Here is a 16,885-nt window from a genome sequence, read left to right as displayed (position 1 = left end):
CGGCCGGCCCCAAGCTCACTTGGGACACGACCCAAGACGGACGCCTATGAACCCGAATTTCCTGGATTTCGAACAGCCGATCGCCGACCTGCAAGCCAAGATCGAAGAGTTGCGCTTGGTCGGTAATGACAATTCGCTGAATATCGGCGATGAGATCTCCCGCCTGCAGGACAAGAGCAAGACGCTCACCGAAGACATCTTCGGCAAGCTGACCAGCTGGCAGATCGCACGTCTGGCACGTCACCCGAAACGTCCATACACCCTGGACTACATCGAACACATCTTCACCGAGTTCGACGAACTGCACGGTGACCGTCACTTCTCCGACGACGCGGCCATTGTAGGCGGCGTGGCACGTCTGGAAGACCAGCCAGTGATGGTGATCGGTCACCAGAAGGGCCGTGAAGTGCGTGAAAAGGTACGCCGCAACTTCGGCATGCCGCGTCCGGAAGGCTACCGCAAGGCGTGCCGCCTGATGGAAATGGCCGAGCGTTTCAAGATGCCGATCCTGACCTTCATCGACACCCCGGGCGCCTACCCTGGCATCGACGCCGAAGAGCGCAACCAGAGCGAAGCGATCGCCTGGAACCTGCGCGTCATGGCCCGCCTGAAAACCCCGATCATCGCCACCGTAATCGGTGAAGGTGGTTCCGGCGGCGCTCTGGCAATCGGTGTCTGCGACCAGCTGAACATGCTGCAGTACTCGACTTACGCGGTGATTTCGCCGGAAGGTTGCGCTTCGATTCTGTGGAAAACCGCAGAAAAGGCGCCGGATGCCGCTGAAGCGATGGGCATCACCGCCGAGCGTCTGAAAGGCCTGGGCATCGTCGACAAAGTGATCGGCGAGCCTCTGGGCGGCGCTCACCGCGATCCGGCGGCTGCAGCTGCCTCGATCCGTGCCGAGCTGAGCTCGCAACTGGCGATGCTGAAGAAGCTCGACAACGAAGCGCTGCTCAAGCGTCGTTACGATCGTCTGATGAGCTACGGTCTCTAAGTCGAGCCGTTTCGGCCATTGATGCAAAACACTGTGGGAGCGGGCTTGCCCGCGAATGCGATGTAACATTCAACAACTGTGTTGGCTGTTTCACCGCTTTCGCGAGCAAGCCCGCTCCCACATTTGGTTTGTGAAAAGGTAGAAAAATGGGTCAGCCCTCGATTGATTTGCCTTCCAGGCTTCTGCGTAATCTCAAGCCCTGGCTCGGTGCTTCCCATTGGCGCATCGCCTTCTCCGGTGGCCTCGATTCGACCGTCCTGCTGCACCTTCTGGCAACTATCGCCAAATCCGAATCCCTTCCGGCGCTAAGTGCCATCCATGTCCATCACGGCCTTCAGGCCGCGGCCGATGCGTGGCCGGCGCATTGCCAGGCTGTCTGTGACGCCTTGGGCATTCCATTGCAGATCGTTCACGTGACCGTGCAAAAGGGCGCCAGCCTTGAGCGTGTGGCGCGGGATGCGCGTTACGCGGCATTCACTTCAGCGACCCGGATCAATGATGTGTTGATGACGGGCCAGCACCGCGACGACCAGGCAGAAACCCTGTTGTTCCGGTTGCTGCGTGGCGCCGGGGTGCGCGGTCTGTCCGGCATGCCGGCGCAGCGAACGTTGGGGCAGGGCAGTCTGGTTCGGCCGTTGCTCGACATCTCGCGTGCCGAACTGGAAGCCTATGCGCGGGATCATGATCTGCGTTGGGTGGAGGATCCGTCGAATCAGGATCGACAGTTTTCGCGCAACTACCTTCGCCATCAAGTCATGCCGCTGCTGACCGGTCGCTGGCCGCAGGCACATGCCAGCATGGCCCGCAGTGCGGCGCATTTGCGGGAGGCGCAAGGTTTGCTCGATGAACTGGCGCAGATCGATCTGGCTCAAGCGAGCTTGCCCGGTGAGTTCGAATGGTCGGGATTGCCATCGCTGGAGTTCGCGGTCCTCGCCGGGTTGTCCGATGCGCGCCAGCGCAATGCACTCAGTCACTGGCTCGAACCGCTGACCCGACTGCCGGATACCGACCATTGGTCGGGTTGGATCGATCTGCGCGATGCCGGTAACGATGCCGCTCCGGTCTGGCGTCTGGCGGATGGCGAGTTGCACCGCAGCGCCGGTCGCCTGTGGTGGCTCAGCGGCCACTGGCTGCGCACGCCGGTGGTCAGCGGCGACTGGCGCGAGACGTCGCTGGCGCTACGCTTGCCCGATAACGGGCGTGTCATGTTCAGCGGTCAGACTCCCGCAGGGCCGCTGCAGATCCGCTATCGACGGGGCGGCGAGGTGATGCATCTGGCGGATCGCGGACATCGCGATCTCAAGCGCCTGCTCAATGAGCGCGCGGTGCCGGCCTTTGTGCGTGGCAGATTGCCGCTGCTGTTTCGTGGTGAAGAATTGCTCGCCGTGGCGAACCTGCCGGGGCTCGATGGCAATGCACCGGAGGGCTGGCGATTGCATTGGCAGCCTTCTGACGAAGATCAAGGTTTGAGATGAAGGGGGCATTCCGGTAGACTACGCTCCCTTCTTGATACAACTTCTGTGGATTCGCCTGAATTGCAGGAGTTGCCGATTACCAAGCAGTCTTTGCTGGGCGATTCCAAAAAATGTGTAGCGAGCAACGTACCGGTGTTTTCACTTCCGGTCTGTCCCAACGCGGCGGTTTTTTTGAAAGGTGCACTGTGATTAATGCAGGTGATCGGGGGCTTCGGCCTTCCTTCGCTTTCCCCGGCGGCTCGGACCGCTTTAACGCAGACTTCTAGGGTTTTTCATGACGCGCTACATATTCGTCACGGGCGGTGTTGTTTCTTCTTTGGGGAAAGGCATTGCATCGGCTTCATTGGCGGCCATCCTGGAGGCGCGGGGGCTTAAGGTCACCATGCTGAAGCTGGATCCGTACATCAACGTCGACCCGGGCACCATGAGCCCGTTCCAGCACGGTGAAGTGTTCGTCACCCACGACGGCGCCGAGACCGACCTGGACCTGGGCCACTACGAGCGGTTCATCCGCACGACCATGACCCAGAACAACAACTTCACCACCGGCCGTGTCTACGAGCACGTGCTGCGCAAAGAGCGCCGTGGTGACTACCTGGGTGCAACCATCCAGGTGATTCCGCACATCACCGACGAAATCAAGCGTCGCATCATCAAGGGTGCCGGCGATGCCGACGTGGCCCTGGTGGAAATCGGCGGTACCGTTGGCGACATCGAATCGCAACCGTTCCTCGAAGCCATCCGCCAGCTGCGTGTGGAAGTCGGTTCCAAGCGCGCGATGCTGATGCACCTGACCCTGGTTCCGTACATCGCCACCGCTGGCGAAACCAAGACCAAACCGACTCAGCACTCCGTAAAAGAGCTGCGTTCGATCGGCCTGCAGCCAGACGTGCTGATCTGCCGCTCCGACCATCCGGTGGATGTGTCGTCGCGTCGCAAGATCGCGCTGTTCACCAACGTTGAAGAGCGTGCGGTGATCTCCCTGGAAGACGTCGACACCATCTACAAGATCCCGGCCGTGCTGCACGCCCAGGGTCTGGACGATTTCGTCGTCGAGCGTTTCGGCCTGCAATGCAATGGCGCCGACCTGTCCGAGTGGGAAAAGGTCGTTGATGCCAAGCTCAATCCAGAGCACGAAGTCACCATCGCGATGGTCGGCAAGTACATGGAGCTGCTGGACGCCTACAAGTCGCTGATCGAAGCGATGAGTCACGCCGGCATCACCAACCGCACAAAGGTCAACCTGCGCTACATCGATTCCGAAGACATCGAGAACCAGGGCACCGCGCTGCTGGAAGGTGTTGACGCGATCCTCGTACCGGGCGGCTTCGGTCTGCGTGGCGTGGAAGGCAAGATCACTGCCGTTCAATACGCTCGCGAAAACAAGGTTCCTTACCTGGGTATCTGCCTGGGCATGCAAGTGGCGGTCATCGAGTTCGCCCGTAACGTGCTGGGCTGGAAAGACGCCAACTCCACCGAGTTCGATCGTGCCAGCGGCCATCCGGTTGTCGGTCTGATCACCGAGTGGGAAGACGCCACCGGCGCCGTTGAAGTACGTACCGAAGCGTCCGACCTGGGCGGCACCATGCGCCTCGGCGCTCAGGAATGCCTGCTCGAAGCCGGCTCCAAGGTGCACGACTGCTACGGCAAGGATGTGATTGTCGAGCGTCACCGTCACCGTTACGAAGTGAACAACAACCTGCTGCCGCAGATCATCGAAGCCGGCCTGAAGATTTCCGGTCGTTCTTCCGATGCAGCGCTGGTCGAAGTGGTCGAAGCACCGGATCATCCATGGTTCGTCGCTTGCCAGTTCCACCCGGAATTCACCTCGACTCCGCGTGACGGTCACCCGCTGTTCAGCGGTTTCGTGAAAGCAGCGTTGGCTCAACACCAGAAGAAGGCGTAACCCGATGGCACAGAAGATCATCCGCGTCGGCGACATCGAGATTGCCAACGACAAACCCATGGTGCTGTTCGGCGGCATGAACGTGCTGGAAAGCCGTGACATGGCCATGCAGGTTTGCGAAGAGTACGTGAAGGTCACCGAAAAACTCGGTATCCCTTACGTGTTCAAGGCCAGCTTCGACAAGGCCAACCGTTCTTCTGTGACCTCCTATCGCGGTCCTGGCCTGGAAGAGGGCATGCGCATCTTCCAGGACATCAAACAAGCCTTCGGCGTGCCGATCATCACCGACGTCCACGAGCCTGACCAGGCCGCGGTCGTCGCTGAGGTCTGCGACATCATCCAGCTGCCGGCCTTCCTGTCGCGCCAGACCGATCTGGTCGTCGCGATGGCCAAGACCAACGCTGTGATCAACATCAAGAAAGCCCAGTTCCTCGCGCCTCAGGAAATGAAACACATCCTGAACAAGTGCGTGGAAGCGGGTAACGATCAATTGATCCTCTGCGAGCGCGGTTCGAGCTTCGGCTACAACAACCTCGTGGTGGACATGCTCGGCTTCGGCATCATGAAGCAGTTCGAGTACCCGGTATTCTTCGACGTGACCCATTCGCTGCAAATGCCTGGCGGTCGTTCCGACTCCGCCGGCGGTCGCCGTGCCCAGGTCACCGACCTGGCCAAGGCTGGCATGAGCCAGTCGCTGGCGGGTCTGTTCCTCGAAGCGCATCCGGATCCGGACAACGCCAAATGCGACGGCCCTTGCGCCTTGCGTCTGGACAAACTGGAGCCATTCCTGGCCCAGCTCAAAGCCCTGGACGAACTGGTGAAGAGTTTTCCGACGGTAGAAACCGCGTAAACCTCAATTCTCCGGTAAAGTACCGCACGATTTGTCGCTCATGCCCTCGGGTATGAGCGTTGTCGTCTGCAAGCTGCCCGCTGTACACCACTTGCCGACGGTCAAAAGATTTCCTCTAGCTGCGTCGTTTTCGTCAACTTTGGAGTGTTTACAACAATGGCAAAAATCGTCGACATCAAAGGTCGTGAAGTTCTCGACTCCCGTGGCAATCCCACCGTGGAAGCGGACGTGCTTCTCGACAACGGCATCATCGGCAGCGCTTGCGCGCCGTCCGGTGCATCCACTGGCTCGCGTGAAGCGCTCGAGCTGCGTGATGGCGACAAGAGCCGTTACCTGGGCAAGGGCGTGCTCAAGGCGGTAGCCAACATCAACGGTCCGATCCGCGATCTGCTGCTGGGCACCGACCCGAGCGACCAGAAAGCCCTGGATCACGCGATGATCAAGCTCGACGGTACCGAAAACAAAGCGACCCTGGGCGCCAACGCCATCCTCGCCGTCTCCCTGGCTGCGGCCAAGGCGGCTGCACAGGATCAGGACCTGCCGCTGTACGCACACATCGCCAACCTGAACGGTACTCCGGGTGTGTACTCGATGCCGGTTCCGATGATGAACATCATCAACGGTGGCGAACACGCCGACAACAACGTCGACATCCAGGAATTCATGGTTCAGCCGGTTGGCGCCAAGTCTTTCTCGGAAGGTCTGCGCATGGGCACCGAGATTTTCCATCACCTGAAAGCTGTTCTGAAGGCCCGTGGCCTGAGCACTGCCGTCGGTGACGAAGGCGGTTTCGCGCCGAACCTCGCGTCCAACGAAGACGCACTGAAAGTGATCTCCGAAGCAGTCGCCAACGCCGGTTACAAACTGGGCACCGACGTGACCCTGGCTCTGGACTGCGCGGCCAGCGAATTCTTCGAAGACGGCAAGTACAACCTGTCCGGCGAAGGCCAGGTGTTCACCGCTGAAGGTTTCGCCGACTACCTGAAAGGCCTGACCGAGCGTTACCCGATCATCTCGATCGAAGACGGTCTGGACGAGTCCGACTGGGCTGGCTGGAAGATCCTCACCGACAAGATCGGCGAGAAGACCCAACTGGTAGGCGACGACCTGTTCGTGACCAACACCAAGATCCTGAAAGAAGGCATCGATAAAAAGATCGCCAACTCGATCCTGATCAAGTTCAACCAGATCGGCACCCTGACCGAAACCCTGGAAGCCATCCAGATGGCCAAGGCTGCCGGTTACACCGCCGTGATCTCGCACCGTTCGGGCGAAACCGAAGATTCGACCATTGCCGACCTGGCCGTAGGTACTTCGGCTGGCCAGATCAAGACCGGCTCGCTGTGCCGTTCCGATCGCGTTTCCAAGTACAACCAACTGCTGCGTATCGAAGAGCAGTTGAATGGCAAAGCCAAGTACAACGGTCGCTCCGAGTTTCGCGGTTAAGTTGTAGATGGTAAAAAGACACCGGATTGTGTCGGAAAAGTCGTGACAGCGATGGATTTGCCACTAATCTGATGCCTTATATGCACAAGCCTGGATATTCCAGGCTTCGTGCTATCAGATGCTTCAAAGTTTTTGCGTGGCTGTCTTTTTTCACTGGATACCTGATATTCGATGCGCAGTCCTTACTGGTTGTTTCTCGTCTTGCTCTTACTGCTGGCCGGTCTGCAGTACCGCCTGTGGGTGGGCAATGGCAGTCTGGCGCAAGTTGCCGAACTGAATCAGCAGATTGCTGATCAGCACGCCGAGAACGAAGCCTTGCTGGAGCGCAACCGGGTGATGGACGCTGAAGTCAGCGAGTTGAAGAAAGGCATGGAGACCGTTGAAGAGCGGGCTCGTCACGAACTGGGCATGGTCAAGGACGGCGAAACCCTTTACCAGTTGGCCCAATGATCGATTCCCTGCCGGCCTTCTGGGCCGTGATTCCTGCCGCGGGCGTTGGTGCCCGTATGGCCGCGGACCGTCCCAAGCAATATCTGCAACTGGGCGGGCGCACAATTCTTGAACACAGCCTCGGCTGTTTCCTCGATCATCCGAGCCTCAAGGGCCTGGTGGTCAGTCTTGCCTCTGATGATCCTTATTGGCCGACCCTGGCCAGCGCCAGTGATCCGCGAATTCAACGGGTCGAGGGTGGAGCCGAGCGTTCCGGTTCGGTGCTCAACGCCTTGCTGCATTTGCACGCGCAAGGTGCCGACGATGAGGATTGGGTGCTGGTGCACGATGCTGCACGGCCCAATCTGAGCCGTGACGATCTCGATAAATTACTTTCAGAACTTGCCGACGATTCAGTGGGCGGCCTGCTGGCCGTGCCGGCGCGCGACACACTCAAGCGGGTCGACAGGCACGGTCGTGTGGTCGAAACCGTGGATCGCAGCGTGATCTGGCAGGCCTACACACCGCAGATGTTCCGCCTCGGTGCACTGCACCGCGCGCTGGCGGACAGTCTGGTGGCCGACGCGCTGATCACCGATGAAGCCTCGGCGATGGAGTGGGCCGGCCTGGCGCCGCGTCTGATCGAAGGTCGCGCGGATAACCTGAAAGTCACTCGCCCGGAAGACCTCGAATGGTTGCGCCAGCGCTGGGCCAACCGTCGTTAAATCCGGTACTCCGGCCGTTCGGCCAGACCTTCCTTGAGAAAATCCACCAGTTTGCGCACCTTCGGCGAAAGGTGCCTTTGCTGTGGATACAGCGCCCACACCGCCGTATTTGGCGGTTGATGCGCTTCCAGCAAAGAGATCAACGCACCGCTGTGCAAATGCTCCAGCACGTAATAGTCCGGCAGCTGACACAAGCCGACCCCTTGCAGCGCCGCATCCAGCACCGCTTGCCCACTGTTGCAGCGCCAGTTTCCCTGTACCCGCTGGGAAAATTCCCGTCCGTTCTGTTCAAGCTGCCAGATATCCGAGCTGCCGATCAGGCAATTGTGCCGGCTCAGTTCCGACAAACTGTGTGGCCGACCGTACCGTTCGAGGTAGGACGGCGATGCGCAGAGGTACATGCGCCGTGGGGCCAGACGAGTCGCCACCAGCCGGGAATCCTGAAGACGCCCGAGGCGGATGGCCAGATCCAGGCCTTCATGCACCAGATCGAGTTGCCGGTTGGTCAGTTCGATATCGATGCGCAGTTGCGGGTAGTGCCCCATGAACCGGGTCACCAGCGGCACGATGAAGCGCTCGCCATAAGCCACGGCGCAGGTCATGCGCAGCATGCCTTTGGGCTCGCTGGTCAGATCGCCGACTGCACGCAACGCTTCTTCGCGACCATCCTGCAGACGCTGGCAATGTTGCAGGAAGGTCTGGCCGGCTTCTGTCAGCGTGACGCGCCGGGTGCTGCGGTAGAGCAGGCGCGTCTGCAAGCGCTCTTCCAGCCGTACGATTTGGCGGCTGATGTGCGAGGAGGAGACGCCCAGGCGTTCGGCAGCAGCCGTGAACTGGCTGCATTCGGCAACGGCAACGAACTCGTCGATGCCTTCCCAGCGGTTTTCGGACATAGGGATTATCCCTGTATGGCAATAATGTTTTGCTTTTGTCCGGATTATTCATCAATCGGCGCTGGACTACACTGCCAGTCTGTTTTTTTATTCAATGGATTCACTGGAGAGTCAGCATGATCAAGTCGCGCGCCGCCGTTGCCTTCGAGGCCAAGAAGCCGCTGGAAATCGTAGAAGTCGATGTCGCCATGCCCAAGGCCGGTGAAGTGTTGCTGCGCGTGGTGGCTTCCGGGGTTTGCCACACTGACGCCTACACCCTGTCCGGCGCTGACCCGGAAGGTATCTTCCCGTCGATCCTCGGTCACGAAGGCGGCGCGATCGTTGAAGCGATCGGCGAAGGCGTGACCTCGGTGGCCGTCGGCGATCACGTGATCCCGCTGTACACCCCGGAATGCGGCCAGTGCAAATTCTGCAAGTCGGGCAAGACCAACCTGTGCCAGGCGATTCGCGCCACTCAAGGCAAGGGCCTGATGCCGGACGGCACTTCGCGTTTTTCCTACAAGGGCCAAACGATTTTCCACTACATGGGTACCTCGACCTTCTCCGAGTACACCGTGCTGCCGGAAATCTCCGTGGCCAAGATCTCCAAGGATGCACCGCTGGAAAAGGTCTGCCTGCTCGGTTGCGGCGTGACCACCGGGATCGGTGCGGTGATCAACACCGCCAAGGTCAAGCCGGGTGACACCGTGGCCATCTTCGGTCTTGGCGGCATCGGTCTGTCGGCGGTGATTGGCGCGGTGAAGGCCAAGGCTTCGCGCATCATTGCTATCGACATCAACCCGGCCAAGTTCGAAATCGCCAAGCAACTGGGCGCCACCGACTGCGTGAACCCGAAAGACTTCGATCGTCCGATCCAGGAAGTGATCGTCGACATGACCGACGGCGGCGTCGATTTCTCCTTCGAATGCATCGGCAACGTGCAACTGATGCGCGCAGCCCTCGAGTGCTGCCATAAAGGCTGGGGCGAGTCGGTGATCATCGGCGTGGCCGGTGCCGGCCAGGAAATCGCCACCCGTCCGTTCCAGCTGGTGACCGGTCGCGTCTGGCGCGGTTCGGCGTTCGGTGGCGTGCGTGGTCGTACCGAATTGCCAAGCTATGTCGACATGGCTCAGAGCGGCGAAATCCCGCTGGACACCTTCATCACCCACACCATGGGCCTGGAAGACATCAACAAGGCCTTCGACCTGATGCACGAAGGCAAGAGCATCCGTACCGTCATTCATTTCTGATCAATCGCGATGCTACGGCTGCCAATGCGCAGCCGTGGTTGCGTAGGAGTCCTACATGAGTCTGGAAAATATCTCCTGTCAGAAGAGTTTTGGCGGTTGGCACAAGCGTTATCGCCATCGCTCCGAAGTGCTGGGCTGCGACATGGTGTTCGCCGTGTATCTGCCGCCACAGGCAGAGCAGGGCGGCAAGTTGCCGGTGCTGTACTGGCTGTCGGGCCTGACCTGCACGGACGAGAACTTCATGCAGAAGGCCGGCGCCATGCGCATGGCGGCTGAACTGGGGTTGATCATCGTGGCGCCGGACACTAGCCCCCGTGGTGCCGATGTACCGGGTGACCCTGATGGCGCGTGGGATTTCGGCCTCGGTGCCGGGTTCTACCTGAATGCCACCCAGGAACCGTGGTCGCGGCACTATCGGATGCATGACTACGTCGTGCAGGAATTGCCTTCACTGGTTGAAGCGCATTTCCCGGCGTCGGACAAGCGCAGCATCAGCGGCCACTCCATGGGCGGTCACGGTGCACTGGTCTGTGCGTTGCGCAATCCGGGGCGCTATCTGTCGGTGTCGGCGTTCTCGCCGATCAACAATCCGATGGATTGCCCATGGGGTCAGAAAGCGTTCAGCCGCTATCTGGGCGAAGACCGTTCGAAATGGCGCGAGTGGGATGCCTGTGCGCTGATCGCCGAGGCCGACGAGAAACTGCCATTGCTGGTCGATCAGGGTGACCGCGACGATTTCCTCGCCACGCAGCTCAAACCCGAAGCCCTGCAACAAGCGGCAAAACAGGCGGGTCATCCGCTGACGTTGCGTCTGCAACCGGGCTACGACCACAGCTATTTCTTCATCGCCAGCTTCATTGACGACCACTTGCAGCATCACGCACGCGCCCTCAAGGCCTAATGCAGGTAGAATCACGCCCTGACAAAATTCGGGGCGTTTTTTTATGCGTATTGGCCACGGCTATGATGTGCACCGTTTCGCTGAAGGCGATTTCATTACTCTGGGCGGCGTGCGAATCGCACACGGCTTCGGGCTGCTCGCTCACTCCGACGGTGACGTCCTGCTGCATGCCTTGAGCGATGCCTTGCTCGGCGCTGCGGCGCTGGGTGATATCGGCAAGCATTTCCCGGACACCGACCCACAATTCAAGGGCGCCGACAGCCGCGTGCTGTTGCGTCATGTGGTCAGCCTGATCCACGCCAAAGGCTGGAAAATCGGCAACGTTGACAACACCATCGTTGCCCAGGCCCCGAAAATGGCCCCCCATATCGAATCGATGCGCGCGCTGATTGCCGCGGATCTGCAAGTAGAACTGGATCAAGTGAACGTGAAAGCCACCACCACCGAGAAGCTCGGCTTCGTCGGTCGCGAAGAAGGCATTGCGGTGCATTCCGTTGCCTTGTTGCTGCGCGCATGAACGAACTGCAACTGCTCGGCCCGCGGGCCTATGGCGACGCCCTCGGCACCGCGGTACTGAAAGCCATCGCCGAAGATTTCCAGGTCGATGAAGTCCTCGACATTCCGTTCAGCGGTGATGGCGAGCACCTGTGGATCTGGGTGGAAAAGCGCGGTCTGAACACCGAAGAAGCGGCACGACGCATCGCCAAGGCGGCCGGTGTGCCATTGCGCACGGTCAGCTACGCCGGCCTGAAAGACCGTCAGGCGCTGACCCGCCAGTGGTTCAGCGTGCAATTGCCGGGCAAGGCCGATCCGGATCTGTCGGCGGCGGAAAACGACACGCTGAAGATCCTCAAGACCACCCGCCACAAGCGCAAGCTGCAACGCGGCGCGCATTCGGCCAACGGTTTCACCTTGCGCCTGACTCAATTCAATGGCGACAAAGCCGCCATCGACGAGCGCCTGCAACAGATTGCCAAACAAGGCATCCCGAACTACTTCGGTGCCCAGCGCTTCGGTCATGATGGTGGCAACGTCGTCGATGCCCGTTCATGGGCGGCGCGCAAGGCTCTGCCAGAACAACGCAATGTGCGTTCGCGGCTGCTGTCGACTGCACGCAGCTATCTATTCAATCAGGTGTTGGCGGCGCGTGTTGCCGATGGCACCTGGCAGCGCGCCCAGGTCGGCGATCTGCTGGCATTCACCGACAGCCGCAGCTTTTTCCCGGCGGGTGTTGCCGAGTGCAGCGACCCGCGCCTGGCAATTCTCGATCTGCATCCGACCGGCCCGCAGTGGGGCGAAGGTGACTCACCGGCCGCCGGCGCTGTCCATGATCTGGAGCAGGCAATCGCCGCACGCGAGGCGGATCTGCGCGATTGGTTGATTAATGCCGGTATGAGCCACGAACGTCGTATCCTGCGGCTGCCCATTGGCGGGTTGACGTGGCATTATCCCGAGCCTGACATTCTGCAACTGGAATTCGTCCTCCCGGCCGGATGCTTCGCCACCGTATTGGTGCGCGAACTCGTTGATCTGGTGCCGGTGGGGCAGACGGACAGCCCATGCGTATTCTGATTTCTAACGACGATGGGGTGACTGCGCCCGGTCTTGCCGCGCTTTATGCTGCGCTGGCGGATTACACCGAATGCGTGGTTATCGCCCCGGAACAGGACAAGAGCGGTGCCAGCAGTTCGCTGACACTGGATCGTCCGCTGCACCCGCAATACCTGGCCAACGGTTTCATCAGTCTCAACGGTACGCCGACCGACTGCGTGCACCTGGGGCTCAACGGTTTGCTGGAGCGCGAACCGGACATGGTGGTTTCGGGCATCAACCTCGGCGCCAATCTGGGCGACGATGTGTTGTATTCCGGAACAGTGGCGGCGGCCCTCGAAGGCCGTTTTCTCGAGCGCCCATCGTTTGCCTTCTCGCTGGCTTCCCGGCAGGTGGACAATCTGCCCACCGCTGCCTACTTTGCGCGCAAACTGGTCGAGGCCCACGCCGGGCTCGATCTGCCACCGCGCACGGTACTGAATGTGAACATCCCCAATCTGCCTCTCGATCACATTCGCGGCATTCAGCTGACGCGCCTGGGCCATCGTGCCCGTGCGGCAGCGCCGATGAAAGTGGTCGATCCCCGTGGCAAGGCCGGTTACTGGATTGCTGCCGCCGGCGATGCCGAGGACGGCGGGCCGGGCACTGATTTCCATGCGGTGATGCAGGGCTACGTTTCCATCACTCCGTTGCAGCTCGATCGCACCTTCAATGATGCTTTCAGAAGTCTCGACGGCTGGCTGGAGGGGCTCAACTGATGGCTCGTGAACAAGACGACCGGTTGCGCAGCGGCATCGGGATGACCTCCCAGCGCACCCGCGAACGCCTGATTCAGCGTCTGTATGAAGAAGGGCTGTCCAACGCGAACGTGCTGGAAGTGATCCGCCGCACCCCGCGCCATCTCTTCGTCGACGAAGCGCTGGCGCACCGTGCCTATGAAGACACCGCGCTGCCGATCGGCCACAACCAGACCATCTCCCAGCCTTATATGGTCGCGCGCATGAGCGAGTTGCTGCTCGAGGCGGGGCCGCTGGACAAGGTGCTGGAGATCGGCACCGGTTCCGGTTACCAGACGGCGGTGTTGTCGCAACTGGTCGAGCGGGTGTTCTCCGTCGAGCGGATCAAGGTGCTGCAGGACCGGGCCAAGGAACGCCTGGTCGAGCTCAACCTGCGCAACGTGGTGTTCCGCTGGGGCGATGGCTGGGAAGGCTGGCCGGCGCTGGCGCCGTACAACGGCATCATCGTCACGGCCGTGGCGACCGATGTTCCCCAGGCGCTGCTCGATCAGCTGGCACCGGGCGGGCGGATGGTCATCCCGGTCGGCTCAGGCGAAGTTCAGCAATTGATGTTGATCGTGCGCGAAGAAAACGGCTTCTCCCGACACGTTCTCGGGGCGGTGCGTTTCGTGCCATTGCTCAACGGGCCGTTGGCCTGAGCATTTGTTTTTCGGCGCTGAATTCCTTGCGTGTGCACCTGTCTTACAGCGGCACCGATTGTTTAAACAGAATTCATCGTCCATGAGCAAACGTGTGCGCCGAGCGATAACGCTTCATTAAAGGTAAAGCCGGATTCGCCCGTTATACTTGCGAAGCTACACGCCGAAATCGGCATTCCACATTTTTCAGCCACCACAAAGGGAGCGGCGGGTGAGTCTCACAGTCATTGCGCAGCGTATGGGTAACACGAGCTTTCAGCGCCTGGTGACTGGCCTTGTCTTGAGCACCTTGCTGGTCGGTTGCTCCAGCACCAAATCGAACAACGTTCGGGTGGTCGATCGCAACAATGCGGTCGCCCAGCGTCCTACAGTGACGACCGGACAGTATGTAGTCCGTCCGGGTGACACGATGTTTTCCATCGCGTTTCGCTACGGCTGGGACTACAAAGCCCTCGCTGCCCGGAACAATATTCCTACGCCGTACACGATCCACCCGGGTCAGACGATTCGCTTCGATGGACGCCCGGGTTCAACGTCGACAGCGGTGGTGAGCAACAGCGGTTCTGCGCCGTCCTCGTCGAGTAAAACCACGATAATCCGGCGCCAGGCGAATGGCACGACGACCACCACAACCACGGGTTCCGGGGCGGCTGCCACGACCGTTGTACCGTCCGTCGCCAACAAGCCGGCACCGGCTCCATTGCCTCCACCCGGCCCGGCCCCGACCAGCTGGGGATGGCCATCTAATGGCATTCTGATTGGAAAATTCTCTTCAAACGGTAGTTTGAATAAAGGAATTGATATCGCCGGGGATTTGGGACAGCCTGTTTTAGCTGCGTCTGATGGGACGGTGGTTTACGCCGGGAGTGGCTTAAGGGGCTACGGCGAATTGGTCATCATCAAACACAGCGAAACCTACGTCAGTGCTTACGGACACAACCGTCGGCTGTTGGTACGGGAGGGGCAGCAGGTCAAAGTCGGACAGACAATTGCCGAAATGGGGTCAACGGGTACAGACCGGGTGAAACTGCATTTTGAGATTCGCCGACAAGGTAAACCTGTAGATCCGCTGCAGTTCCTGCCAAGACGTTGATTTGCAGACCAGCCTGTTCCGTCGCGTAGAGGGGACAGGCTCCAGCGTTGCCAAGGATAAAGGCGTCGCTTGAGCTTGGGGTCGAACTCACCAAAGGACTATAACAATGGCTCTCAGTAAAGAAGTGCCGGAGTTTGACATCGACGATGAGGTTCTCCTGATGGAGACCGGCATCGATTCGGATTCGATGTCGAATGATGAAGGGGCTGCTCCACCTTCCGTTCGTGCCAAATCCAAACACTCCGCTTCACTTAAGCAACACAAGTACATCGACTACACCCGGGCACTCGATGCCACGCAGCTGTACCTCAACGAAATCGGCTTTTCCCCATTGCTCTCCCCGGAGGAAGAAGTTCATTTTGCGCGTCTGTCGCAAAGTGGCGACCCCGCCGGGCGCAAGCGCATGATTGAAAGTAACCTGCGGCTGGTGGTCAAAATCGCCCGGCGTTACGTCAATCGGGGGCTGTCGCTGCTGGATCTGATCGAAGAGGGCAACCTCGGGCTGATCCGCGCGGTGGAAAAGTTCGATCCCGAGCGCGGCTTCCGCTTCTCGACCTACGCGACCTGGTGGATCCGTCAGACCATCGAGCGCGCGATCATGAATCAGACCCGGACCATCCGTCTGCCGATCCATGTGGTCAAGGAGCTCAACGTGTACCTGCGGGCCGCACGGGAGCTGACGCAAAAGCTCGATCACGAACCTTCACCCGAAGAAATCGCCAACCTGCTGGAAAAACCGGTGGGCGAGGTCAAGCGCATGCTGGGCCTGAACGAGCGGGTTTCTTCGGTCGACGTCTCGCTGGGTCCGGATTCGGATAAAACCCTGCTGGACACCCTCACGGATGACCGTCCTACCGATCCATGCGAACTGCTGCAGGACGACGATCTGTCGCAGAGCATCGATCAATGGCTCTCGGAGCTGACCGACAAGCAACGCGAAGTGGTGGTCCGCCGCTTCGGCCTGCGCGGTCACGAGAGCAGCACGCTGGAAGATGTTGGCCTGGAGATCGGCCTGACCCGGGAGCGGGTGAGACAGATCCAGGTGGAAGGCCTCAAGCGCCTGCGTGAGATTCTCGAGAAAAACGGCCTGTCGAGCGAGTCGCTGTTTCAGTAAGCGTCCTGCATGACCGCCCGCAAAAAGCCCCGACTGGTTCGGGGCTTTTTGTTGTCCGGCGCTGGCAAGCTGTTCGGAACCCGACGGGCGGACATCATTTCCCGGGTTTGTAGTCTCGCGGTGTAAGCCCTGGCTTACTCTTTCGTAAGTGTTAGTTATTTTTACACTGCGGAAGACATCCATTGGGCTGTAGAGTCACTGGTAAGACTATGATTTATATGAATATTTATAAATATTAAATGCTTATGACAGGAGGTTTTACCGAAACGGGCCGGTTGCCCGAAACGGGGAACTCTTTAGTATCTGGGTTGTGTCGACGGATAGACACGCCCTTCAAGGAGGAAGGGAATGGACATCGCAGGACGCGATTCATCAGGACGATGAAAAGGAACACAGGGAATAGGGAAAAAATGTGGGCGGGTCAAACCGCCCCTTTTTTTGCCTGAAGAAAAGCAAAACCCCAAAAAACAAAAAGGCCCGCAAGGGGCCTTTTCTTCAAACGCGGGACAGATCAGCGTTCGAGGTCTTTGATCTTGCCTTTGACGCCATCCCACTCTTCGGCGTCCGGCAGCGATTCTTTCTTCTCGGTGATGTTTGGCCAGATCTCGGCCAGCTCAACGTTCAGCTGAATGAACTCCTGCATTTCTTCCGGGACTTCGTCCTCGGAGAAAATCGCGACGGCCGGGCATTCCGGTTCGCACAGGGCGCAGTCGATGCACTCATCCGGGTGAATCACCAGGAAGTTCGGGCCTTCGTAAAAGCAGTCCACCGGACAGACTTCTACGCAGTCGGTGTACTTGCACTTGATGCAGTTGTCGGTGACGACGAAGGTCATTTCTAATTT

At 59.6% G+C, this 16,885-nt stretch carries 17 protein-coding genes; 15 read left to right on the top strand and 2 right to left on the bottom strand.

Annotated features, from left to right (window positions below; genetic code table 11):
* Positions 1-46: 46 nt before the first annotated feature.
* The 7 genes from M5B44_RS02810 (at position 47) to ispD (ending at position 7,825) form a co-directional block, all read left to right on the top strand.
* Positions 47-994 carry an acetyl-CoA carboxylase carboxyltransferase subunit alpha gene (locus tag M5B44_RS02810; RefSeq protein ID WP_085712849.1) on the top strand — a complete coding sequence of 316 codons (948 nt, stop codon included), beginning with the start codon at positions 47-49 and terminating at the stop codon, positions 992-994.
* A 146-nt stretch (positions 995-1,140) separates the two neighbouring features.
* A complete protein-coding gene (gene tilS, locus M5B44_RS02805; protein WP_248738172.1) occupies positions 1,141-2,469 on the top strand; it encodes a tRNA lysidine(34) synthetase TilS in 1,329 nt (442 codons plus the stop codon).
* A 274-nt stretch (positions 2,470-2,743) separates the two neighbouring features.
* Positions 2,744-4,375 (top strand): CTP synthase, encoded by a 1,632-nt coding sequence (locus tag M5B44_RS02800; protein ID WP_011332696.1) that lies wholly within the window; start codon positions 2,744-2,746, stop codon positions 4,373-4,375.
* A 4-nt stretch (positions 4,376-4,379) separates the two neighbouring features.
* Complete coding sequence (gene kdsA, locus M5B44_RS02795; protein WP_007954807.1) at positions 4,380-5,225, top strand: 3-deoxy-8-phosphooctulonate synthase; 846 nt, start codon at positions 4,380-4,382, stop codon at positions 5,223-5,225.
* A gap of 156 nt (positions 5,226-5,381) precedes the next feature.
* A complete protein-coding gene (eno, locus tag M5B44_RS02790; RefSeq protein WP_007954808.1) occupies positions 5,382-6,671 on the top strand; it encodes a phosphopyruvate hydratase in 1,290 nt (429 codons plus the stop codon).
* Between the two features lie 171 nt (positions 6,672-6,842).
* A complete protein-coding gene (gene ftsB, locus M5B44_RS02785; protein ID WP_003222158.1) occupies positions 6,843-7,121 on the top strand; it encodes a cell division protein FtsB in 279 nt (92 codons plus the stop codon).
* A complete protein-coding gene (gene ispD / locus M5B44_RS02780) occupies positions 7,118-7,825 on the top strand; it encodes a 2-C-methyl-D-erythritol 4-phosphate cytidylyltransferase (RefSeq protein ID WP_248738171.1) in 708 nt (235 codons plus the stop codon). Before ftsB ends, ispD begins: the two co-directional genes overlap by 4 nt.
* Here ispD and M5B44_RS02775 read toward each other — a convergent pair.
* The gene (locus M5B44_RS02775) at positions 7,822-8,718 is read right to left on the bottom strand and encodes a LysR substrate-binding domain-containing protein (RefSeq protein ID WP_085712852.1); all 897 of its coding nucleotides are present in this window, start codon (positions 8,716-8,718) and stop codon (positions 7,822-7,824) included. The two genes, ispD and M5B44_RS02775, sit on opposite strands and share 4 nt — an antisense overlap.
* A gap of 116 nt (positions 8,719-8,834) precedes the next feature.
* Between M5B44_RS02775 and M5B44_RS02770 the strand changes: the two genes are divergently transcribed.
* From M5B44_RS02770 to rpoS, 8 genes are all read left to right on the top strand, one after another.
* Positions 8,835-9,947: an S-(hydroxymethyl)glutathione dehydrogenase/class III alcohol dehydrogenase gene (locus tag M5B44_RS02770; RefSeq protein ID WP_007954819.1), complete on the top strand. Its 1,113-nt coding sequence runs from the start codon at positions 8,835-8,837 to the stop codon at positions 9,945-9,947.
* 55 nt (positions 9,948-10,002) lie between these two features.
* Positions 10,003-10,848 (top strand): S-formylglutathione hydrolase, encoded by an 846-nt coding sequence (gene fghA / locus M5B44_RS02765; protein ID WP_248738170.1) that lies wholly within the window; start codon positions 10,003-10,005, stop codon positions 10,846-10,848.
* A gap of 43 nt (positions 10,849-10,891) precedes the next feature.
* Positions 10,892-11,365, top strand: coding sequence for a 2-C-methyl-D-erythritol 2,4-cyclodiphosphate synthase (ispF, locus tag M5B44_RS02760; protein ID WP_042606995.1), 474 nt, complete (start codon positions 10,892-10,894; stop codon positions 11,363-11,365).
* Positions 11,362-12,420 (top strand): tRNA pseudouridine(13) synthase TruD, encoded by a 1,059-nt coding sequence (gene truD / locus M5B44_RS02755; protein WP_248738169.1) that lies wholly within the window; start codon positions 11,362-11,364, stop codon positions 12,418-12,420. The genes ispF and truD overlap by 4 nt, the downstream gene beginning before the upstream one ends.
* A complete protein-coding gene (surE, locus tag M5B44_RS02750) occupies positions 12,408-13,157 on the top strand; it encodes a 5'/3'-nucleotidase SurE (RefSeq protein ID WP_085712856.1) in 750 nt (249 codons plus the stop codon). Before truD ends, surE begins: the two co-directional genes overlap by 13 nt.
* A 41-nt stretch (positions 13,158-13,198) precedes the next feature.
* Positions 13,199-13,834, top strand: coding sequence for a protein-L-isoaspartate(D-aspartate) O-methyltransferase (locus M5B44_RS02745; RefSeq protein WP_169432601.1), 636 nt, complete (start codon positions 13,199-13,201; stop codon positions 13,832-13,834).
* Between the two features lie 211 nt (positions 13,835-14,045).
* The gene (locus M5B44_RS02740) at positions 14,046-14,927 is read left to right on the top strand and encodes a peptidoglycan DD-metalloendopeptidase family protein (RefSeq protein WP_248738168.1); all 882 of its coding nucleotides are present in this window, start codon (positions 14,046-14,048) and stop codon (positions 14,925-14,927) included.
* Positions 14,928-15,033: 106 nt separating this feature from the next.
* Positions 15,034-16,041 (top strand): RNA polymerase sigma factor RpoS, encoded by a 1,008-nt coding sequence (rpoS, locus tag M5B44_RS02735; protein WP_007954831.1) that lies wholly within the window; start codon positions 15,034-15,036, stop codon positions 16,039-16,041.
* A gap of 511 nt (positions 16,042-16,552) precedes the next feature.
* Here the strand turns inward: rpoS and fdxA are convergent.
* Complete coding sequence (gene fdxA, locus M5B44_RS02730) at positions 16,553-16,876, bottom strand: ferredoxin FdxA (RefSeq protein ID WP_007908827.1); 324 nt, start codon at positions 16,874-16,876, stop codon at positions 16,553-16,555.
* Between the last annotated feature and the right edge of the window lie 9 nt (positions 16,877-16,885).

Source organism: Pseudomonas sp. MWU12-2029 (assembly GCF_023242425.1).
GTDB classification, from domain to species: domain Bacteria; phylum Pseudomonadota; class Gammaproteobacteria; order Pseudomonadales; family Pseudomonadaceae; genus Aquipseudomonas; species Aquipseudomonas kribbensis.
The sequence above is the reverse complement of the archived record's forward strand: the minus strand, read 5'-3'. Positions and strand labels throughout refer to the sequence as shown.